The organism is Stieleria mannarensis, from assembly GCF_014154935.1.
Lineage (GTDB): Bacteria > Planctomycetota > Planctomycetia > Pirellulales > Pirellulaceae > Stieleria > Stieleria mannarensis.
In genome coordinates this window covers 63,529-85,564 of sequence record NZ_JACEHH010000019.1, presented here as the reverse complement: position 1 = coordinate 85,564, position 22,036 = coordinate 63,529, and the positions used below count along the sequence as shown (strand labels likewise).

At 61.1% G+C, this 22,036-nt stretch carries 16 protein-coding genes; 10 read left to right on the top strand and 6 right to left on the bottom strand.

All coding sequences use genetic code 11. The annotated features are described in order from the left end of the window. The first annotated feature begins 27 nt into the window (after nucleotides 1-27). The gene (locus H1B37_RS14460; protein WP_182867377.1) at nucleotides 28-1,017 is read left to right on the top strand and encodes a DNA-directed RNA polymerase subunit alpha; all 990 of its coding nucleotides are present in this window, start codon (nucleotides 28-30) and stop codon (nucleotides 1,015-1,017) included. A gap of 72 nt (nucleotides 1,018-1,089) precedes the next feature. After that, nucleotides 1,090-1,758 carry a bL17 family ribosomal protein gene (locus H1B37_RS14455; RefSeq protein WP_182867376.1) on the top strand — a complete coding sequence of 223 codons (669 nt, stop codon included), beginning with the start codon at nucleotides 1,090-1,092 and terminating at the stop codon, nucleotides 1,756-1,758. 443 nt (nucleotides 1,759-2,201) lie between these two features. Here H1B37_RS14455 and pgl read toward each other — a convergent pair whose 3' ends face one another. Beyond that, complete coding sequence (gene pgl / locus H1B37_RS14450; protein WP_182867375.1) at nucleotides 2,202-2,909, bottom strand: 6-phosphogluconolactonase; 708 nt, start codon at nucleotides 2,907-2,909, stop codon at nucleotides 2,202-2,204. 218 nt (nucleotides 2,910-3,127) lie between these two features. Here pgl and H1B37_RS14445 point away from each other — a divergent pair, with 218 nt between their 5' ends. Next, on the top strand, nucleotides 3,128-3,904 hold the full coding sequence (locus H1B37_RS14445; protein WP_182867374.1) for a 3-keto-disaccharide hydrolase: 777 nt from the start codon (nucleotides 3,128-3,130) through the stop codon (nucleotides 3,902-3,904). Continuing rightward, complete coding sequence (locus H1B37_RS14440; protein ID WP_182867373.1) at nucleotides 3,901-5,814, top strand: AAA domain-containing protein; 1,914 nt, start codon at nucleotides 3,901-3,903, stop codon at nucleotides 5,812-5,814. The genes H1B37_RS14445 and H1B37_RS14440 overlap by 4 nt, the downstream gene beginning before the upstream one ends. Nucleotides 5,815-5,927: 113 nt before the next feature. On the opposite strand, the gene H1B37_RS14435 is transcribed toward H1B37_RS14440, so the two are convergent. Continuing rightward, nucleotides 5,928-7,301, bottom strand: coding sequence for a glycosyltransferase family protein (locus H1B37_RS14435; protein WP_182867372.1), 1,374 nt, complete (start codon nucleotides 7,299-7,301; stop codon nucleotides 5,928-5,930). A 179-nt stretch (nucleotides 7,302-7,480) separates the two neighbouring features. Between H1B37_RS14435 and H1B37_RS14430 the strand changes: the two genes are divergently transcribed. Then, nucleotides 7,481-9,796 carry an efflux RND transporter permease subunit gene (locus H1B37_RS14430; RefSeq protein ID WP_182867371.1) on the top strand — a complete coding sequence of 772 codons (2,316 nt, stop codon included), beginning with the start codon at nucleotides 7,481-7,483 and terminating at the stop codon, nucleotides 9,794-9,796. 67 nt (nucleotides 9,797-9,863) lie between these two features. Here the strand turns inward: H1B37_RS14430 and H1B37_RS14425 are convergent, their stop codons facing one another. Both H1B37_RS14425 and H1B37_RS14420 read right to left on the bottom strand, forming a co-directional pair. Further along, nucleotides 9,864-11,522 carry a sulfatase family protein gene (locus H1B37_RS14425; RefSeq protein WP_182867370.1) on the bottom strand — a complete coding sequence of 553 codons (1,659 nt, stop codon included), beginning with the start codon at nucleotides 11,520-11,522 and terminating at the stop codon, nucleotides 9,864-9,866. 56 nt (nucleotides 11,523-11,578) lie between these two features. Beyond that, nucleotides 11,579-12,352: an AraC family transcriptional regulator gene (locus H1B37_RS14420; protein ID WP_286177756.1), complete on the bottom strand. Its 774-nt coding sequence runs from the start codon at nucleotides 12,350-12,352 to the stop codon at nucleotides 11,579-11,581. A 291-nt stretch (nucleotides 12,353-12,643) separates the two neighbouring features. Here H1B37_RS14420 and H1B37_RS14415 point away from each other — a divergent pair, with 291 nt between their 5' ends. Continuing rightward, nucleotides 12,644-13,666 (top strand): DUF3500 domain-containing protein, encoded by a 1,023-nt coding sequence (locus H1B37_RS14415; protein WP_182867369.1) that lies wholly within the window; start codon nucleotides 12,644-12,646, stop codon nucleotides 13,664-13,666. A gap of 145 nt (nucleotides 13,667-13,811) precedes the next feature. Here H1B37_RS14415 and H1B37_RS14410 read toward each other — a convergent pair whose 3' ends face one another. Then, on the bottom strand, nucleotides 13,812-14,366 hold the full coding sequence (locus tag H1B37_RS14410) for an NUDIX hydrolase (RefSeq protein WP_182867368.1): 555 nt from the start codon (nucleotides 14,364-14,366) through the stop codon (nucleotides 13,812-13,814). Nucleotides 14,367-14,470: 104 nt separating this feature from the next. Between H1B37_RS14410 and truB the strand changes: the two genes are divergently transcribed. Next, nucleotides 14,471-15,364, top strand: coding sequence for a tRNA pseudouridine(55) synthase TruB (truB, locus tag H1B37_RS14405; protein ID WP_182867367.1), 894 nt, complete (start codon nucleotides 14,471-14,473; stop codon nucleotides 15,362-15,364). A gap of 274 nt (nucleotides 15,365-15,638) precedes the next feature. Then, nucleotides 15,639-16,340 (top strand): LuxR C-terminal-related transcriptional regulator, encoded by a 702-nt coding sequence (locus H1B37_RS14400; RefSeq protein ID WP_182867366.1) that lies wholly within the window; start codon nucleotides 15,639-15,641, stop codon nucleotides 16,338-16,340. A 10-nt stretch (nucleotides 16,341-16,350) separates the two neighbouring features. Here the strand turns inward: H1B37_RS14400 and H1B37_RS14395 are convergent, their stop codons facing one another. Next, a complete protein-coding gene (locus tag H1B37_RS14395) occupies nucleotides 16,351-17,646 on the bottom strand; it encodes a hypothetical protein (RefSeq protein WP_182867365.1) in 1,296 nt (431 codons plus the stop codon). Nucleotides 17,647-17,904: 258 nt separating this feature from the next. On the opposite strand from H1B37_RS14395, the gene H1B37_RS14390 reads away from it, so the two are divergent. After that, nucleotides 17,905-20,697 (top strand): FG-GAP-like repeat-containing protein, encoded by a 2,793-nt coding sequence (locus H1B37_RS14390; RefSeq protein ID WP_182867364.1) that lies wholly within the window; start codon nucleotides 17,905-17,907, stop codon nucleotides 20,695-20,697. 65 nt (nucleotides 20,698-20,762) lie between these two features. Continuing rightward, complete coding sequence (locus H1B37_RS14385) at nucleotides 20,763-21,488, top strand: PEP-CTERM sorting domain-containing protein (protein WP_182867363.1); 726 nt, start codon at nucleotides 20,763-20,765, stop codon at nucleotides 21,486-21,488. Nucleotides 21,489-22,036: the final 548 nt, after the last annotated feature.

The window sequence follows — 22,036 nt, the reverse complement described above, 5'->3', positions numbered from 1 at the left end:
GCACTCCCAAGCGACAGGATCACAACCATGCATATCCGTTGGCGTGGAATGGAACTTCCCAGCAACCTGGAAGTTGACCGCGATTCCCTTTCCCAAACGTACGGCAAGTTCACCGCCGAGCCCTTCGAGCGCGGCTTCGGCACCAGCGTCGGAAACAGCCTGCGACGCGTTTTGCTGAGCAGCCTGATGGGCAGCGCCGTCACGCAGATCAAGATCCGTGGCGCCCAGCATGAGTTCACCAACATCCCCGGCGTGCTGGAAGATGTGACCGAAATCGTCTTGAACGTCAAAAGCTTGGTCGTCCGCAACCACAGCGAAGCGACGCGGGTGATCACCGTCGAAGCCGACAAGGCAGGTGAGTTGCGTGCCGGTGACATCCAAACCGATTCGGATGTCGAAATCATCAATAAAGACCTCGTGTTGGCCACGCTGACCGAAGACACACCGTTCATGATGGAAATGGTTGTCGAAAACGGACGCGGTTACGTCCCCGCCACCGAGCACAGCAGCGCCGACCACGAAATCGGCATCATCCCCGTCGATGCGGTTTACAGCCCGATCACCCGGGTCCGCTATGAAGTCGAAGAAACCCGCGTCGGTCAAAAGACCAACTACGACAAACTGAACCTGGAAATCTGGACCGACGGCAGCGTCAATCCGGAACTGGCGCTGGTCGAATCGGCCAAGATCCTTCGCAAGCACCTCAACCCGTTCGTGCAATACCGCGAACTCGGTCCCAGCATCTTCTCGGCCGCCCGCGGCGGAGCAGGTTCGCCCGAGGCTCAGCTGGAAGCCAAGCTGAACATGACGCTGGCCGACCTGCGTTTGTCGGTCCGTGCCAACAACTGCCTGGAAAGCGAAAACATTCAAACGGTTCGCGACCTCGTTCAACGCAACGAGGACCAACTGTTGGAAGTCCGGAACTTCGGTGACACCACGCTGAACGAAGTCCGTGAAAAACTGGCTCAATACGGATTGCACCTCGGCATGCGAGTGCCCGCGCAACCGATGTTCTAGCGGACGCGACACTGCGTTGCCGCCGGAATCCCACTTTGCAAACACAACCATCCAACCCTATCCGAAAACGTCATGCGACACCGACGACGTGGCCGCACGCTGGGACGTAGTCCCAGCCACCGAAAGGCCCTGCTGAAAAACCTTGCCAGCGCTCTGTTCCTGACCGAGCGTGACGCCGAATTCGATGAAAACGCACCCAAGGTTGCCGGACGAATCACCACCACCTTGCCCAAAGCCAAGGAAGTGCGCTCGCTGGTCGAAAAGTGCATCACGATCGCCAAAAAATCGTTGCCGCACGCCGAAGAAGCCGCCAAGTACGCTTGCTCGGCCGACCGCGGCAGTGACGAGTACCGCAAGTGGCGCAAGAGCGAAGACTGGCAAAAGTGGGCCGCGGCCCGTGCCCCGGTCGTCGCCGCTCAGCGACGCGTCGTGCAACTGATCGGCGACAAGCAAGCAACCGCGATCCTGTTCGACACGATTGCCGAACGCTACGTCGATCGCGACGGCGGCTACACCCGCGTCGTGCGTCTGGCGATCCCACGCCTCGGCGATGCCGGCACGCGAGCGATCTTGGAACTGGTCGGCAAGAATGACCGCGTCTCGCGGAAAGCCGAACGACCGTCGTTTGCCGATGATTCCGACAGCGGTGAAGACACCGAAAGCAGCGACAGCCAAGCGGAAAGCTCGCAAGAGCAAGAGCCCGTCGCAGCCGCCGCCGATTCGGAAGAAGAAAAGGCGTAACGCCGAATCCCGCATCGAACCGATGCGGTTGGCTTGAAATTGGCCCGCGGATAGCAGGGCGAACCCACGGATCCCAAACCGCAGGCCATCCGTGGGCTCGCGCTGCCATCCGTGGGCTTTTTTTGTTCTTCACCCTCCCTGGCGGAGGACGTCCGTTTTATTTGACTTCACCCTCCCTGGAAGGGAGGGTCGAGCGCAGCGAGGGGAGGGTCGATTCGCGGTGTTTAAGTGCCTTCGAGCCACAGGCAACCCTCCCCGCGTCGTCGCCTACTCCTCCGCGACCCTCCCAATGGGAGGGTGGATTCGACTCAGCGATGCATCGCCCGCTTAACTTAATGCGTATGGGGTCGAGCGTAGTGAGGGGGGCAATGGGCGTGAGCGCCTGATAGATCAGGCTTTATAAACCGTACGGCCGCAACGACGACGGGTAAGTCGTGCTGACGTCATGCCCCATCACCACACGCCGCCGCGTCGACGAACCAACGCGTCGGCTGGATGCGTTGCGAGGGATAGCGAGCCGCATCCTCCTCCCCGAACAGGACCTGCTTCAACGCGTCCTGCTTCGCTTCTCCGGTGATAATGAACCAGATGTTGCGTGCCGATTCGATCGCCGGATAGGTCATCGTGTAACGAAAGGCGTCGAACTTCGGCACCCAGTTTTCGATGAACCATCGCTTCTGTTCGCCCAGCCCCAGTGTTTCGGGGAATAGCGAAGCGGTGTGGGCGTCGTCGCCCATGCCCAACAGAACCAGATCCCAATCGGGCACGGGGCCGTGGAAATGCTGACGGAGCGTTTGCTCGTACTGCTCGGCGGCTTTGGCGGGCGATTCCACATCGACCGGCACGGGGTGGATATTTTGCGGCGGAATGTCCACCTTGCTCAGCAGTGCCGTTTTGACCATGCGGAAATTGCTATCGTCGTGATCGTGCGGGACGTTGCGTTCGTCGCCCCAAAACCAATGGATTCGGTCCCAGGGAAGATTGCGGCCGCTGAGCATTTCGTAAACCCGCCGTGGCGTCGAGCCACCCGAAAGGGAGACGCGGAAGACGCCGTTTTTGGCGACCGTTTGTTCGGCGAGTTGGCAAAACGAATCGGTCACGGCCTGTTGCAGCGACGTGGTGTCGGCGAAGGGTTCAAAGGGGGATTGCATCAGAGGGCGATGGGGCTGTGTGATAGAAAATGCGGATCGCGGTCTGGTCCAGCCGACCCAAGGCCGAGTGTTTTGTCAACGTCTTCTTTTGCCGGTTGCGGACCTTGGTGGGAGATTCCCCGACGACCTGGTCGCTGGCGGCATCGCGGCGGAGTGACCATAATGCCGCTCCGATTAACGTCCCACCAAGTTCTCCCCCCGCATCCGATCAACGCATCATGTCCCGATTCCTTCTTGTCGCGTCCCTCGCCTTGATGACACTGCCGCTCTCCGCCGGTGAATACCTCAATGGCATCACTTGGCAAGCTCCTCCGGTCGTCACGCCGGGCGAAACCAATGCCGCGCCGCCGTCGGATGCCATCGTCCTGTTCGACGGCACCGACATGTCGAAGTGGAAAAACGGCGAGAACTGGCCCGTGGCCGATGGCGTGGTGACCGTCGGCAAGGGGCAGATCGTGACGAAAGACGAATTCGGTGACTGCCAAGTTCACATCGAGTGGTCGGCGCCGAATCCTCCGACCGGCAACGGGCAAGGCCGCGGCAACAGCGGACTGTTCTTGATGGGGACCTACGAAATCCAAATCCTGGATTCGTTCCAGGCCGACACCTACCACGACGGTCAAGCCGGTGCGATCTACAAGCAGACGCCGCCGATGGCCAACGCGATGCGTGCCCCCGGGCAATGGAACACCTATGACATCATCTGGACCGCGCCTCGATTCAACGAAGACGGGTCGCTGAAATCGCCCGCCTACATCACCGCGATTCACAATGGTGTGGTCATCCAACACCACTTCGAACTGCTCGGCGACACGCCCTACCACCGGCCGCCGGCCTACAAGGCCCATCCGCCCAAAGGCCCGATCTCGATCCAAGATCACGGCAATCCGGTTCGGTTCCGCAACATCTGGGTGCGTGAATTGTCTCCGGCCAGTGGCGAACAGACCCGCAAGCCTTACATCCGCGACGGACAGAAAGAAACGCCGATTGAATGACGACCATCACAAAACAACCACTCGACCGATTGAGCGTCGATGACTATTTCGACGTGCTTTCGTCCTGGTTGGATCTGGAAGCCGACGCCGAGCGGGCACGGATGGCGCTGCGTCGGCAGATGCGGAACACCCGTGATGCCGAACGGACCGGCGAGACGATTCTGGGGTTGAAACTGCAGGACCACCAGACGGGGCTTGCCGGACGATTCCTATTCGATTTTGCCAAGCTCAGCGGACAACCGTTGCCGCTGAACCGATTGAAAGTCGGCTCGCCGGTCGTGATCTCGGACGCCGATGATCCCGGCGATCAAGGGATCGCGGGTGTCGTCAGCCGTCGCAGCCAATCGGTGATTCAGGTGGCGTCGGAAAAATGGCCCGACGCCCGATCCTTTCGCTTGGATCTGTCACCAGATGAAACCACGCGTCGCCGACAACTCGCGGCGATGGCATCGGCCCGCTGCGCGAGCGGACGGGCCAAACAGATGCGCGACCTGCTGTTGGGGAAACGCCCGATCCGCGACGGCGACACCGACCCGGTTCAGTTCCGTTCGGGTTTGAATCCGCCCCAGCAGGAAGCGGTGCTGTTCGCGTTGGCCGCGCCGGACGTGGCGATTCTGCACGGACCTCCCGGCACCGGAAAAACGACGACGCTGGCCGAGGTCATCTATCAAGCGGTGATGCGTGGCGACCGCGTGTTGGCCTGTGCCCCCAGCAACACCGCCGTCGACAATCTGTTGGAACGTCTGGTCGCGATGTTGCCCAACGTGCTGCGGGTCGGGCACCCGGCGCGCGTGTTCGAATCGCTGCGTGGTCATACGTTGGATGAATTGGTCGACGCCGATCCCTCCTCGGCGGTGATCCGCGACATGCGGCGTGAGTTGTCGGAATTGATGCGTTCGGCTGCGCGGGCCCACCGCGGACGTGATGCAAAGAAACGCCGCAGTCTGCTGTACTCCACCGCCGGTGACCTTCGCGGCCAAATCCGATCGCTGGAACGAAGTATCGTCCGCAGCGTGATCGACGGGGCGGACGTGATCTGCACGACGACCACCATCGACGAAGACCTGCTGGGGGACGCGCGGTTCGATCTGGTTGTGATCGACGAAGCGTGCCAGTGCACCGAGTCGAGTGTTTGGCAAGCGGTCTTGCGCGCCGACATGGTCGTCATGGCCGGCGACCATTGCCAGTTGCCGCCGACGGTGTTGTCCGACCAAGCCGCGGCCGAAGGCATGCGCGACTCGATGATGCATCGATTGATCGAGCGCGAAGGCGAATCGGTCTATCGAAGACTGACGGTGCAATACCGGATGAATGAACCGATCATGGAGTTCTCCTCGCGTGAGTTCTACGACGATTCTCTGGTCGCCGATCGCAGCGTCGCCGGGCACCGCTTGTGCGATCTGCCGGGAGTGGAAACGTCGCCGATGACGGAAGATCCGCTGATGTTGGTCGACACCGCCGGAGCCAACCTGCAAGAACAACTGGAACGGGACGGGGAGAGCAAACTGAATCCGGGCGAAGGCAAACTGGTCACCCGGTTTGCGACCGAATTGATCCAGGCCGGCGTGCAGCGTGACCAAATCGCCATCATCGCACCCTACGCCGCCCAAGTCCGCTGGTTGCGGAATCGCATGGAGTTGCGCGACGTCGAAATCGACACCGTCGACGGATTCCAAGGGCGCGAGAAAGAAGTCGTCTTGATCACGTTGACACGCAGCAACGACCGCGGCGAAATCGGCTTCCTGGCCGACACCCGCCGGACCAATGTCGCGCTGACCCGAGCCCGACGAAAGCTGATCGTCATCGGCGACAGCGCCACGTTGGGTGGCAACGAGTTCTATCGCCGGATGTTGGAATACTTCGAATCACAAAACGCCTATCGAAGCGTGTTCGAATTCGGCGACGTTTGAATCCACGTCACAGGGCACCGTGGTTGGGGGGAGACGTAAGAAGATTTTGGAGGTAGGAAAATGAGGTCCATCAAATGCATGGGGTACCGTTTTCTTACCCCCAATGATTCTTTTTACCCCAACCTCTTCTTGTGCACACAAAACACCGCGATGATGGCGATCGCGGGCATCATCGGCGCACGCATTCTCATGTTGCTCCAGTAGACCGCGTGCACGCCGGTCAGCGTGACGGCCAACAACCAGACCGCCCACCAGCGACTGCCAAACATGCGATGCCGATGCCGCGCGACCGCGACGATCACGGCGATGAACAGTGTCAAATAAAACAAGCCGACCGCCGCCACGGCCAGCTTGGAACGGCCCGACACGTCATGCGGAAACGGGCTCCACAGACGCGCCACACGAACGACCGCCGACCAGGCAAACATTGACGGTTGACGTTTGATCGTGGCCACGGCTGATTCATAACACAATCGGTCGTCCTCGACTTCCGAAACCTTCGCGTCGAAGGTCGCCGCGGCGTCCCAATCGCGACGCCAAAACGCGGCTTCGCGCGGATCGGATTCATGGCGGTGTGCGTAAGCCTTTAAGAACGATGTGGCGTCCCAAGCCCGGCCGAACCGGCCTTGGGAAAGGTAACGATAGAAGGAATCGTTGTTGGCCAGTAGCAGCGTGTACCCGCCGTGGGTCGTGGCCCAGACCGGGTGTCCCAAAACACGTGCGTTGCGCCACGTCCAACCGCCGACCGCCACGGCGACCAAGGACGCGATCACCGCCGCCGACCACAGACCGCGTCGATTGCGAAAACGCAACACGGTCGCGACGACCAGCAACACCGCCCACACCAAAAACGTCGGTCGGCACAGATACGCCAGCGCCAATGCACCGCCCAGTCCCAGCGGAATCCCTCGCGACGAGGTCGCCGGCGCGGGGGCATCGTCATCGTGCCAAGCGACCCACAACCAGATCACCGCGGCGGATAAGGTGGCCGCCAGGGTTTCGGTCATCACTTCGATCGATTGACGCAACAGAATCGGATCGATGGCCGTCAAGACCGCGGCGGCCAACCCGAAGCGTTCCGGCGTTCGGATGCGGCCGCCGGAAAGGCTTGTCGCCAAGTGGCGTGTGGCAAGGAAAACGAAGGCGGCGGTGAATCCCGCCAAACCCAGGTGCAGCAACGTCACGCAGGTCGGCGACCACTGTCCGCCGGGCATGCACCACGACAGCAGCCACGGATACAGCGGCGGTCGAAACGCGATCGCCCGCGGCACGCCATCGGCACCGGTCAAGCCGAACACACCGGACCGCGCGATCGTCTCGGCGATCACACGATAGGCATCTGGGTCGGCGACAAACGCGTCCGAATCCAGCTCGATCGCCAAACCACGAATCACCAGCGTCAACGCGACAGCCGACAGCAATAACCGCAGGGACGATCGAGCTGGCAAGGAGGCGGGCAAGGCGATCGGCTCGGCAGAAAAGGTCAACGACGGGACAACCCGGAAACGATGTCGCCGATTCTATCAGCCCGGTCAAACCTCGGGCACGCCGGGGCTTCACGTCCATCACCCCCATCATTCTGCCCCGAATCATTCTGCCAACCCTGCCGCAACGCTTCCCGCCGGCATGGTTGACGAGTCGCGGGGCGGGCGCGTAGCCTGTCGCGATGCAGTCCCTGATTCAATACGCGATTCGCTGGCGATTGGCCTTGATGGCCGTCGGGATCCTCACGCTGGCCGCCGCGTATCCCGTCTCCACCCGCTTGACGACCGAACAGAGCGTGTCGTCGCTGTTCGGGGACGAAGACGTCACGCTGCAACAATACGAGAGTCTGAAGCGTTGGTTCGGCGAAGACGACGTGTTGGTGCTGATGTACCGTGACGAAGCCTTGCCAACACCGGGCGGTATCGACCGCAGTCGCCGGCTGACCGAAAGGGTCCGGGGGCTCCAAGGGGTCACCGCCACGCTCTCGCCCTGGGTGCTCAATGAAGCCGCCCAGGGGATGAACAAGGTCAAATTGTTGCCGTTCGGCTTGGGGGGGGATGCCCCGGCCGACAAAACCCCAAAGCTGATGCGCGCGGATGATCCGGTCGGCAAAGGGTTGAGCGAGATCTTTTCCGGCTACACCCATTCGGCGGATTATTCGCACGCGGCGGTCGTGGTGATGATCGATGATGCACAAACCGCCGCGACGGTGGCGGGGCTGCGCGAGATCACCGCGTGGTGGTCGGATCACCCCATGGTCAGCAACGTGTCGCTGGTCGGCGAGCCGGTGCTGGTCGATGAAGCGTTCGCGCTGGTGCGGCGTGACGGAGCGCGGTTGGCCGTCGTCACCGTCGCGTTACTGTCGCTGGTGCTGACGTTCGCGCTGTTGGACGTGCGATTGGTGTTGTTGTTGGCGTTGGTGATCGGCTGGTCGGTCGTCATCACCAAAGCGACGATGTACACCGCCGGGATCTCGCTTTCGTTGATCGCATCGATCCTGACGGCCATCGTCACGGTGGTTGCGGTGACCGCGGTGCTGCACTTGGGCGTGCGTTATCACAGCCGCCGCGGACGCGGGTTTTCTCCGCTGGAATCGACTGTGGAAGTCATGCAGCGGATGGCCGCGCCGATCTTTTGGACCTGTGCGACCGACGCGGCCGGATTCCTGGCGCTCTGGTTCTCCGAAATCCTGCCGGTCCGCCAGTTCGGATTGATGGTCGCACTGGCGGCGATGAACGTGTTCGTCGCGATTTTGCTGTTCACGCCGACCTGTTTGATGCTGCCCGAATGGCGTTGGATTCGACGGATCATCCCGACGCACCATCTGTTGACCCGGACCCTGCGTCGGCTGTGCTTTCGCGTCGCCGCCTGGTTCGCCGGAAATCGCAACTGGACCGTTTCGGGGGCGGCCGTGCTGATCGTCGTGGCGATCGCAGTCGTCACGCGGGGAGAGACCGAAACCAGTTTCCTGAAGAACTTTCGCCCGGACAGCACGATCGTCAAAGATTATGGCAACGTCGAAAACAATTTGGGCGGAGCCGGCGTGTGGGATCTGGTGCTGGATGTGCCCGCGACGCTGTCCAATCCGTTTCTGGCAAAGGTCCAGGCGCTCCAACGCGACTTGCTGGACGAACTCGGCGGCGACCGGGGGCTGGCCAAAGCGATCAGCATCGCCGACGCCACCGAAGTGCTCGGGCGTTCGTCGGCCGGCAAGTGGATGCCGGCCTCGGTGCGGATCGCCGCGATGCGGACTCGCTTGCCCTCCTTCATCAATGCGTTGATCTCCGAGCCGGTCGGTCCGGAACCGCAACGGCGCAAATTGCGTGTCATGTTGCGCAGCGCCGAAGGGTTGCCGGCGGAAACGAAACGAAAACTGATCGGCGACGTCCATCGAATCGCAAGCGAACATTCGCAACGCTGGGAATCTGAATCGGGTCAAGAAGATTCCGCCGCACCGGACGACGAACGTGTTACCGTGACCGGGTACTACGTGATCATGACGCGTCTGGTGGACCAGTTGGTGTCGGACCAGTGGCGGTGTTTTGTCGTTTCGGCGATGTTGATTTGGTTGCTGATGGCGATGGCGACCCGCAGCCTGCGTCTGGCGACGGCGGCTCTGGTGCCGAACTTGCTGCCGGCATTTTTGGTTTTGGCCACCGTTTCACTCGGCGGCGGCCGCATCAACATGGGTGCCGCGATGATCGCCGCCGTCTCGGTGGGGTTGTCGATCGACGGTTCGGTGCACCTGCTGTCGGTCTATCGACGCCGGCGATCGATCGGCCGCACCCCGGGACAGGCTTGTGTTTCGGCGGCCGGCAACATCGGCGCCCCCGTGATGCTGGCGACCTTCGCACTGGTCGCCGGGTTCAGCGTGCTGTCGACCAGCGAATTCATCCCGACGGCAACCTTCGGAACGCTGGTCGCTTGGACGCTGGTGATCGGAACCCTGATCAATCTGAGTGTCCTGCCGGCGCTGGTCCGCACCCTGGATCGTTAACCGTGGGATAGGCTTCCAGCCTGTCGTGATGGTGCATTGACAGGCTGGACGCCTGTTCCACACGTCATCACTTCGGTCGTCGCTCGTCCAGCCACTGTTGCTCGGGAACTTGCTCGGGGTGCTCGCGGGCCCAGTCGGGCTGCGGGAACCAACGCAATCCGCTGACGCGCGGATACGTTTCCCACACATCGGCTTTCTCCGGATCGGTCACGCGGACGTCGCCGGTCTGGCGCAGATAGTTTTCCAGCTGCGTCGACAAACGCTTGCGGAGCATGGCAAACTCAGGGTCGGCCGCCAAGTTGTTCATGCAAGCGGGATCTTTGGTGATGTCATACAACTCGTCGGCGGGACGCAAGGCGACTGACAAATCCAACAGCCGCGCGACGTCTGGCCGGTTCTTGTGCGCGATCATCCAATCCAGCGTCGGACAGGCGTCGATATCGTGATAGCCGCCGTCGGCCGGGCCCAATTCGGCGTCGACCAGCTGAGCGTTGTCGTCGTATTTAGCACGGCTGTATTTCTGTGCCGCACCGGCCGGAAATCGCTCGGGCGCGAAGTTGCGGATGTAAAGGTGGGTGTCCGTGCGGATGCAACGACAGGGGTACCCCAACGTATTGAAACGCGATGACGAGTGCCGTTCGCGACCGCTGAACACCGCCGCGCGTGGCGGGGCGACCTTGCCTGTCTGGTCGCTGCCTGTCTGGTCGCTGTATTGGGGCAGCAAGTTGATCCCGGGCATCTGATCCGATTGTTTCGGCTCGACACCTGCGGCGGCAAACAGGCTGCGGGTCACGTCGATCAGACTGACCAGGTCCTCGCTGTCCTGCCCGGCCGGAATCCGCCGGGGCCAGCAGATCGCCAGCGGCATGTGGATCCCGTACTCGTACAGGTTGGCTTTGGCGCGCGGGAACGACATGCCGTTGTCACTGGTGACGATCACCAACGTGTTGTCCAATTGGCCGTCGCGCTGCAGCCGATCGAGCATCCGTCCCAGGTGTGCGTCGAACCACTGGATTTCGTACATGTAATCGGCGATGTCATTGCGAACCTCCGGCGTGTCCGGCAGGAATTCGGGCACGGTGATCGCGTCGGCGTCGATACCGTTTTGTTTGCCCAATCCTTTTCCGAACACGCGGTGGGGTTCGGTCGCGCCGAACCAAAAACAAAACGGCTGGTCCTCGCCGCGGGCGTCCAGGAAATCGTCGAAGTTGGCGGCGTAGTCGTTCGAGGAAATGCCCTGGGGCGACTTCAGCTTTCGCTTGCTGTACGCTTTGCCGGCGGGATTGTGGGGCCAGCCGACGGCCTTGCCCGGCGACCAGCCTTTGCCGGTCATTCCCACGTGGTAGCCGCTTTCGGCGAGCTGATCGGTGAACACCGGCAAGTCGGTGGGGAAGAAACTGGCGTGCGTCCCGGCTTCGCGGATCTGCCAGATTTCACGTCCGGTCAAAAACGCGGCCCGCATCGGGCTGCATCCCGGCGCGGGGGTGAACGCGTTGTGAAACAGCACGCCGGATCGAGCCACGCGGTCGAAGTTTGGCGTCTTGATGGCCGCATCGCCATAGGCCGACGCGTGCGGATAGGACTGGTCATCGGAGATCGCGATCAAGATGTTCGGCCGTTGGGTCTGGGCGTCTGCACTGGGCGGCTGTACCGCAGACCAGCCACAAAGGCAAACGACCAGGCCGACGATCGTTCGCACTTCAATCAACAGATGGGGATGATTCATTGGGCAGGATGATCCGTCAGGAGGGAGGGGGCAGAGCGAGCGGTCAAAGCGTCGGCTTAGATTCGTGGCAATACACGTTGACGTTTACGGAATTTAAGTGGGGTTTCGCCGAGGTGTTTTTTGAACTGTTGGGTGAACGCGCTCTGGTCGCAGAAGCCGAATTTGACCGAGATGTCTCCGACGCTCAGATCGGTATTGATCAATGCATCGCTGGCCGCTTTGATCCGCGTCTTGGCCAAGAATTCTTGCACGTTCAGCCCGAACAATTCGACAAAGCGGCGATGCAATTGGCGTGACGAAACGCCGGCGATCTCCGCCAGCTCGTTGACGCCGATCTTTCGATCCAGGTTTTGGTGGATGTGGTTCAGGATGTCGTCGATTTGCGAGTAGGCTTGGATCTCCGCTCGCGCGCCGTTGTAATCCCGCACCGTCCCCATCACCCCGATCACCTCACCGCGGTTGTTTCGGATCGGCAACTTGGTCGTCACGAACCAGTCCAGCAGCCGATGTTCGGTGTACCAGATCTCGACGCGATTGATCAACGGTCGCCCGGTTTCGATCACCGCTCGGTCGTCCCGGACGAATTCATCGGCTAGCTGTGCGGGGAAATGATCATGGTCCTTGGTGCCGATGATTTCCGCTTCGGTGGACAATCCCAGCCGTTTGAGAATCGAGTCGCTGACCGCCATCATTCGGCTCTCGGCGTCTTTGACGAAGAAGTAGACGTCGGGAAGGTAGGCGAACAGTTGTTGAAATTGCTGGGGGCCGCCCATCGCTTGGAAAAACTGTTCCTGAAGCTGATAGGGGTTGCCGGGCGGGGATGCACTCATGGTCGGGAACGTCGCTCTGCGGGCCGTTTGCGCGTGGTCGGGAGCTGCTTATCGTCGACCATCGGCACCGCATTTGCAACCAAACCCTCCCCCAGAGTCCGCCGGGGGCAAACCCTGGTGGGTTTCGCGGTCGCTTCGTAGTAGAATTGTCCGCAGACGCCGGCCCCGGTTTCGCTGCCGTGGCGTGGATTTCGGGAGTCCGACAGCCGAGTCGATTTTTCCGACGCCCACCGCGGCGCCCCACCCATTGAACTCCCCCCACCGTTCTCCTTTCTCCTGAGCGTTCCGTCCATGCGAATTATCTCCCTTGCGTTGGTCCTGTTGTGTCTGGTCGTCGTCGGATTGAAGGTCGCCGACGATCCGGGCACCCGAGTTGCCGTGTTCGCCAATAACTTTCTGGACCAATTGGACGACGACCAGAAATCCACGGCAACGATGCCCTATGACAGCGACAAACGAGTCGATTGGCACTTCATCCCCAAAAAGACTCGCAAAGGACTGATGCTTCGCAACATGAACTCCGCTCAACGCGTCGCCGCGCTGCGGTTGCTGCGCAGTGCCCTCAGCGAAGCCGGTTATGACAAGGCCAGCAAGATCATGTTGCTCGAAGGCGTCTTGCGAGAACTGGAAGGCGAAGGACGGACTTGGGAACGCGATCCGCACAAGTACTTTGTGACGATCTTTGGCACCCCCGGCGACGAAGGAAAATGGGGACTCAGCTTCGAAGGCCACCACCTGTCGATGAACTTCAGCTTCAGCGACGGAGCGTTGGTCGACAGCACGCCCCAATTCTTTGCCGCCAATCCGGCCACCGTCATGAACGAAGTGTCCGGCGATCTCGGCAAAGGAACCCGCGTGTTGCGGGACGAAGAACAGCTCGCGTTTGATCTGGTCGAGTCACTCGACGGTGGCCAAAAAGACGTCGCGATCATCGACCAAGACGCACCGGCGGAAATCCGCTTCGCCGGCGAAGCACAGGCCGATGCGGGTGACCCCGAAGGCATCACCTATCGCGAATTGAGCGATGCGTCGAAGTCCCTGCTGACCCAATTGGTCAACACCTACATCGACGCGGTTGCCGAGCCGGTCGCCAAGGAGCGTCGGGCACTGATCGACCAAGACGGCTGGGACGACGTCCATTTCGCATGGGCCGGAGCGACCAAGCCGGGCATCGGTCACTACTATCGCGTCCAAGGCAAGCGTTTTCTGATCGAGTTCGTCAACACCCAAGCCGACGCCGCCGGCAATCCCGCCAACCACATCCACTGTGTCTGGCGTGACCTGTCGGGTGACTTCGATTTGCCCAACGGCTGACCCGCCGCTGAAACGTAGCTACCTTCGCCAGAAGGTGGATCCCCGGACTGTTCCACGCTCTGGAGAGCGTAGCTACGTTCGCCTGGCGTTGCCAAGCAAGAATATCGGCTGCTCGCGAAATGGCCGTTCGGACATGACGTTGCAATCAACCCGTCGCGGTTCCGCCTGACAACCAGGCGTACAACCCCACCAACGTCTTGGCGTCACGGATCGTGCCGTCGGCGATCCAGGTTCGTATCTCATCCCGCGTGGCGATCCGATTGACGATCGACTCGGTCGCTTCACGCTCGGGATCGCCCGCGACCAATTCGGTCGCCCGGTACAGGTGCATCAGCTCGTCGCAAATGCCCGGGGCGGAGTAGAACTCATGAACCAGTTCCAGCTTGCCGGCACGGTACCCGGTTTCTTCGATCAACTCTCGGCCCGCGGTCACGAGCGCCTCTTCGCCCGGTTCGCGGGTGCCGGCCGGTAATTCCAGCAGCGTTTCGCCGACCGTCGGACGCGTGTTTTCAATCAACACCACGCGGCCGTCGTCGAGGATCGGCAGCAGGACGACCGCGCCGGGATGCCGGATCACTTCCCGCTCGTAGAGCCGGCCGTCGTCGCCTTTGAGCGTCATCCGATGCACGTTGAACCTGGCACCCTTTAAAAGCATCGGTTCCTGTGGATCATCGGCTTTCGGTTCATCGGTTCGGTTCATCGGTCGTCACCCTTCTTGGCAGCATCTTGTCTTGGTGGTTCGGCCGGATATGTTACGCCGGACACTTGGTTTTGGACATTCCACCCCACCCTCCGAAAGGAAACATGTTCGGGTTTCTCAACTGCAACAAGCCGGTCGGGTTTTCTTCACGCGACCTGGTCAACGTCGTCCAGGGGCGATTGCGAGGACGCAAGGTCAAGGTGGGCCACTGCGGGACGCTCGACCCACTGGCCAGCGGCGTGCTGGTCGTCGGTGTGGGCCCGGCTGCCAAACTGGTCCCGTTTGTGCATGAATCTTCCAAAAGCTATCGCGCGACGTTCCGACTGGGCGCCGAAAGCCCGACCGGCGATCTAGAACACGAACCGACCGTCTATCCCGATCACCCGGTCCCCACGCTGGAATCACTCGCGGCGGCATGTTCCCGGTTGACCGGACTGATCGAGCAGATCCCGCCGGCCTATTCCGCCATCAAGGTCGACGGCAAGCGGGCTTATAAAATGGCGCGTCAGGGACACGACGTGGCAATGCCGACGCGGACGGTGCAAGTCGATGCGATCGAAATCCTTGCTTACGACTACCCCGATCTGCAGCTGATGATCACCTGCGGCACAGGCACCTACATTCGCACGCTGGGGATGGATGTGGCCAAAGCCGTCGGCACTGTCGCGGTGATGACCTCACTGGTCCGAACGCGGGTCGGTGAGTTTTCGATTTCCGATGCTGTTTCCTTGCAGCAGCTTCGTGAAAACGAGCTGGAGTCTTTGCTGTTGCCGGCGGCACTCGGTGTCTCGCATCTCCCCCGGTTGACGGTGAACCCAGAGGATTGCAAGCGTCTGTCCAACGGCTTGTGTCTCGGCGACCGCAACCCCGAATCGACCGGCGCCGCGGCAGCCCGTGCCGAACATGTCGCAGCGGTCACCGACACCGGCCATCTCAAAGCGATCTTGGTCCAGAAGCGTTCGGCCTGGTGCCCCAAGCGAGTCTTCCCGGATAAATGAAGTGGGATAGGCTTCCAGCCTGTCAACGCGTCGGCGACCTCGATCCCCCGGGCCACTCAACACCAGGCCATTATTCTGCTCCCACATCATTCTGCCTTCCTCTCGTACGCTCATCCCATCTTTCTGCCCCCGGCGTTCCTCGCATGGAACCTCCCTGTGCGATAGCCTCCTCGATTGAGGGTTCCCGGTCAGTTCGGCGGTCTTCGGTGGGACCGAAAGAGTGGTTGATTAGGATGGCCATTCGCACACCGAATTTGCAACAGGAGCCGTCGAAGTGAGCAGTGATTGGGCATTGGACCGGCCGCGGCCAACCGATTTTGTCGACCCCTACTTTTTCTTTTCCAACCGTGGATCATCTGAAGTCACGTACGTCAGTCCCTCGATCCAGAGTGTATTGGGGTATGACCCCCGTGTTTTCGCCGGCCGGTCATACGAGCAGTTTCTGTGCCTGGGTGATCCGCTCAATGAGGATGTGCCCGAGTGCCAGCGAGCCGAACTGGGTGACGGCCACCGCATCCATGCACTTCGCAGCGTCCATGACGCCGAAGGCAAGCGACGCATCCTGTCGGTCTACACCGTCGGAGTGGCGCAGCGCGAAGGCGGCCCGATCGTGCGGCGGCATAACTTGGCGCGAGATGTGACCGCCAGCGTCCAGACCTACGTGCGTTTCAAACGACGACTCGATTCACTCGAACGCGCAGCGAGCCGGATGTCGGACCAAGAACGCGACGTTGCCGAGCGAATCGTGCAAGGAAAAATGAATCGCGAGATCGGCCGCGAGCTGCAGATTTCCGATCGCACGGTCGAACGACGACGCGCCGCGGTGATGAAACACTTCGACGCGGCGACGCTACCGGAATTGATTTCCAAACTCGTCCAATTGGACCTGCTGCGAACCTGGACCCAATCGGCTTGTGATTCCCAGTGGCGAGATGCACGGAATTCGCATTTGGCGATGGGCGAAGCTTCGGACTGATGGCACAACGTCATGGTGACGGGACACCCAACCAAGGCCGATCGGCGCGGCGTTCCAGTTCGCCTTGACCGATCAAGAACGTCTCTTGTCGCTTTCCGGTCCAGCGATCCGACGCACTTTTTAATTTCACTCGGATCGCTGGTCCCAGGTCATGTCGTTTGGCGAGCGCCAGCGCGAGCTGCAGTTGGTACCTGGCCTGTGGATAAACCGGCACGCGACGTTGATCAAGCGACCAGCCGCCGAGGTCCAAATCACGCCAGCGGTCGCCATCGTCATCCTCGGCCAAGAACTTTGCCACTCGGTCGGGTAAACGATCGATTGCCGAATCATGGATTTGGACGTCAACGCGACTGTTGTGTGGCGAGTACAGCGCCCAAGACGTCCAGTGATCCCAGTACCCCGATCGCTCGGAGAGCGGCAGTAGCAACGCGGCGAGGATCGGCATGCGAATCGCCCAACGCAGTGTGAGCGAGGCTGGGGACCGTTCGTTCGACTCCGAGTGCTCTGCCGACTCGGGGCCTGCTTCGCCGCGCGGTAAAACGACAAACAACAGCACGACCTCGACGGCCAGCAAACCGTTCCACGCCAGCACGCCCAGGCTGTGGCCGAGCGACCAGGGGCCGAGCAGGCCGATCAAGGTCAGGTGCATCGCGGCGGCAGCCACGCCGGCGATTCGGCGTGTCCGGGGAAACATCAGCGCCAGCGCGATCGACAATTCGCCCAGCGGCAACGCAAAGGCAAGCTTGGTCGCCGTCGCTTCGCCGAGTCCGCCGATCGGAGCGGCCAGCGTTTGAACCATTTGATGGCCGACGGTGTGGACGAATTGAAAGTCCAGTTTTCCAAAAGCGCTGTAGAAGTAAACACTGATCGCCAGCGCCATCACCCAGCGGCGTCCTTCCCGCCAAGGCAATCCGCCCAGGATCACGGCATACAGCATCGACTGGTACGCCCAGGGTTGCAATCGATGTTGGTCCAGCACGACAAGCGTCGCCAATGCCGCGGCGATGCCCCACCAGCACCAGCGCTGGATGCCCCACCGCATCGCGACGATCAAACCGAGCACCAAACCCAACAGTGCCAACGTCTCCACTACCGCGACGCCCCAGGCCCCGCCGGGGATCGCAATCCAGGGCACGCGCGGAAACCCAGCTTCCGGCCACCAGGGGTGAAACCAGATCGGCAACGTCACCAAGATCAACACGCCCAGCCCGATCGCCCGCACCCGGCCAAACAGAATCGCAAGCGAGCGAGTCTCCTGGGAGGTCGCCAAGCGTTGCGTTGCAGTCGTCTCGGTCGAAGTCGTCAAGAGGCGGACGTGACGGGGTGAGAAGGAGATCGGGGGGAGTTGCGAGGTCAAGCTCTGCATCAAACTCTGCAGGCGATCAGATTACACGACAATGTTGTCGCCAGCTCCTACCCCGCTGCCGGGTTTCTGGCCACGGGGGCAACAATTTGACACGGGTTGACCGGCGGGTTATTGTCACACTCCTCCCTGTTCCTACAACCGCTACGGTTTGCCTCTTGCCGCCTCGGCTTGATCCCCACACTTCTCGAGATGCACTCCATGTCGCTTCGTTATCGTCCCCGAAAGGGGGCCGTTCGACGCTCCTCGGCTTCACCGTTTCAACGCCGCCGAGTGTTCGTCGAGCAGCTCGAGTCACGGCAACTTCTCGCCGGGGATGCGGGTTTCATCGATGCACTCCCGACCGCCGAGGAGGCTCAATTCGGCAGCCCGGTGCTGACCGACCAAGGGCGTCAAGCGTGTTTGGCATTCAAGTCGAGCGGTCTGGCCGAAGGCGAATTAGCGCCGCCGCCACCGGCGGCTCCTGGCGACGTGGATTTATCCGCGGTGATCACCAACCAGCCTGCCGGACCACTTGCCCCCGGCGCCGCATTCACGTCGGAGATCACGTTTGAAAACAGTGCTGGTTCCGGCGATGCGACGGCGACGAACTTGACCGTCGGTTTCGACGCGGGACTGACAGGGGTCACTTGGCAGCGCGAGATTGTCCGCGCCCAACCGGCGGTGATCGCCGCGACAGACTTGGATGGGGCCAATGGGTTTCGCATCCAAGGCGACACCGCAGCTTCGTTCACCGGCAATCGTGTCTCCGGTGTCGGGGATATCAACAACGATGGGTTCGATGACGTTGCCGTCAGCTTTCTCGGCGGGGCCGGTTCGGATGGTGTCTTTATCGTCTTCGGATCGGATGCTGGTTTCAACGCGAACCTGGACGTCGGCAGCCTGGACGGGACCAACGGGTTTGAATTGACCGGAGTCGACGCGGGCGGGTTCACGCTTGATGTGGACCGTGCCGGTGACGTCAACGGTGACGGAACCGACGACCTGATCGTCGGTGCTCCGGGGATCGACAGCAGCACGACCGACCCCGGCCACGCCTTTGTCGTGTTCGGGAAATCGATGTTCGGCCCCCAAGTGGACGTGACCGCATTTGCCGCCGGTGACGGTTTCAGCGTCAGCGGGCTCAACAACGGCGATGCGTTGGGAGCCAGCGTCAGCGGCGCCGGTGACATCAACGGCGACGGTATCGCCGACATCATCATCGGGGCCAGTCTGGTCGACCAACCCAATCCCTCCGGTGTCGGCACGGATCCTCCGATCGTGGCCGCCGGTGAAGCCTATGTCATCTTTGGAAAACCATCGACATCCCCGTTCGGGACAACGTTTGATTTGACCACGCTGGATGGTTCCAACGGTTTCTCGATCAAGGGATCCGCCGAAGGCGACGCGTTCGGTTCCGCGGTCAGCCAAGCCGGCGACGTCAACGGCGACGATATTGACGATCTGGTCGTCAGCGCGCCCCAGATCGGCACCTCGGGGGCGAGCCAATTGGGCGAAGCCTTCATCTTTTATGGCAAGCCGTCGACGGGCACGTTCGATGCCTCGGTGAACAGCTCCGCCATCGATGGAACCAACGGGTTCAAGATCACAGGAATTCGCGCCGGACAAGGTTTCGGTTTTGATGCCAGTGGCCTCGGCGATATCAACGGCGATGGTTTCGCCGACGTGATCGTCGGCGAAGCCCCCGACACGGAACTCGACGCCGGTGGCGCCAAGGGCTACGTCGTGATGGGACACAACAACACGGCCGGAACCTTTGACCTGGCAACGCTCAACGGTACCAACGGATTCGAAGTCTCGCCGACGACCACTGCCAGCCCGTCGCACCTGCGTGTCAGCGATGCCGGTGACGTCAACGGCGATGGGTTCTTCGACGTGTTCGTCGGGTTCGCGCCCAATCAGGTCGACACCACCGTTACACCCGGCGGCGGCTTCGTCCTGTTCGGCAGAGATTCCAACCTGGACCCCTATGCCACCACCGAAAGCCTCCCCGCACTCGACGGGATCGATGGGTTCCGGATTGTGGGAGACCCCGCGACGGAGCTGATCGGCCAGGCGGGAGATGCCATCGCAGCAGCGGGCGATGTCAACGGAGACGGGAAAGGCGATGTCATCATGGCCGCCCCGTTCGCCGATGTCGGGGCCACCATTGCCGCCGGAGAAAGCTACGTCGTATTGGGACGCGGATCGACGACCACCAGCGGTAGCGGCGCGATCGACGAAACCTTGGATCTCGGCCCCGGCGACAAGGTGATCTACCGGGTGTCGGCCACCATCGCCGCCGCCGCGAGCGGTTCGACCGTGGTGACCGCCAGCGCGACACCCGGAACCGGCGTGACCGATACCATGCCCGGGAATGACAGTGCCACCGCCGAGACGTTGATCCAGCCTCCGCCGGAGGTCACAAAGATCTTTGTCAATGATGAGTCCGACGGAACGCTGAAAACCCGATCCCAAATCACGTCGGTCACGGTTGAATTCGATTCGATCCTGGATCACGGCCCACTGGCCAACGCCTTCAACATTACCCAGATTGACAATGGCACCCAGGTAGATACAATCGTACCCACCTTCAGTGACGCGACGGGCAAGACGGTGGCGGTGCTGTCGTTCGAAGTGACGGCGACCAATTTCGCATCCACCGTCCAGCGCGGTGCCGCTGGTCCACTGGGCGACTCGCTTGCCGATGGCAATTATCGCTTGGACATCCTCGCGGCGAACGTCGTCAGTGGCGGAGTGCCCATGGCGGCCGATGTGATGTTTGGGGGGCAGGATGCAGCTGTTCCACAAACAGACAATGATAATTTCTTCAGGCTTTATGGGGATACGAATGGCGACGGTCTGAGAGACGCGGTTGATCTTCAGGTTGTTATCCCGACACTCCTCAACCAAGCTGCATATCGGGCAGACTTGGACAGTACCGGGGACGGGCTGAGCGATGCCGTTGACTTGCAGGCACTGATCCCCACATTGCTTGGACCAGGAAGGCTATAAATCCCTTTCCCAATACATAAGTTTTAGCTGTGTTAAACACCCTCATGCTGCGATACCGTACCACGATGAAACTACTTACGGGCTTATTTGTTGCTGCGATTCTTACTGCATCGGCAACTCCGGCATCGGCCGCGATTGTGTACAATCTGGCGTTTCGTCTGCCGGGTGAAGTAGCGAGCTTTGATTCTAGAATTACGGCAGACGCGGGTGAGACCTTCTCCGGGGTTGAAATCCTTCTGATTGAAACTGTTGACAGTCCGTCTGAGTCGATCTTGGGCAATGACTCTTTGGTAGATGCATTTGTCCCGAACCGATTCGGAAACCTGACCGCGTTCAAGGCAAGTGTAGAAGCTTCAGGTTCCGATGGAGATTTTTCAAGTCTTTCGTCAAACCTCGATGGTGGCAATCCGGGACCGGGTCTGAATGACCGAACCATTTCCTTCCTCGCCATTGGAGCGGGGTTGGGTTCCGCCGGTAAAACTTCCGTCGCGCTTGGCGTATTGCCCAATGGAAAGACTGCAAGAGAGGCTGTGCTAGGAACCGTTACGCTAATTGCACCAACCGCGGGTGAGACGACCTTTTCCGTCAATGACTTCTCATCCGTTTCCAGCGATTTCGGTACGTTTGGTATCGGTAGCCTTGAGATAGCCTCTCGTGATTCGGGGGGCTCATTTAATAATGGTTCTCTGACCCTCGTTACCGCGATTCCCGAGCCTTCCTCACTAGCTTTTTTGATGGCGGTCGGCACTATCTGCGTTGCGCGAAGACGACAACGTCGCATCGTGAGTTGAGAGTTTGACGCGGGGCCTTCCCCGGGGGTCGATGTTCCACCGCCCCAATCGTATTGTGATGACCACGTCATAGGCATCACTGGCCGCACCCGCGGCCGTCACGCCAACGGCGTGCCACAACAAAGCTTGGGGTCGCGCGAGCGCACCCCAAGAACCGGTCACCACCCGGCGCGCCAACCCCAACGGGGTTGAATAGGACACGACCTTCCTTCGCCGGCGCCGCTCGCGCCGCCCGAACATCCCACGCCGTCTGTTGAACGCCGCTGGCGTTCCGTTTCCCGATGAACCCGATCCCCGGGGTGCGCTCACGCGACCCCGGGCTGTGTTGTTGCACCGCTCTGCGGTGTGACGCCGACGGCGTCGTCGCGATGATCTTTCATCGTCACCCCGGCCACATGGTAGTCGCGACGTCAAAGGCATCACCGGCCGCACCGCGGCCGTCACGCCAGCGGCGTGCCACAACAAAGCTTGGGGTCGCGCGAGCGCACCCCAAGAATCGGTCACCACCCGGCGCACCAACCCCAACGGGGTTGAACAAGACACGACCG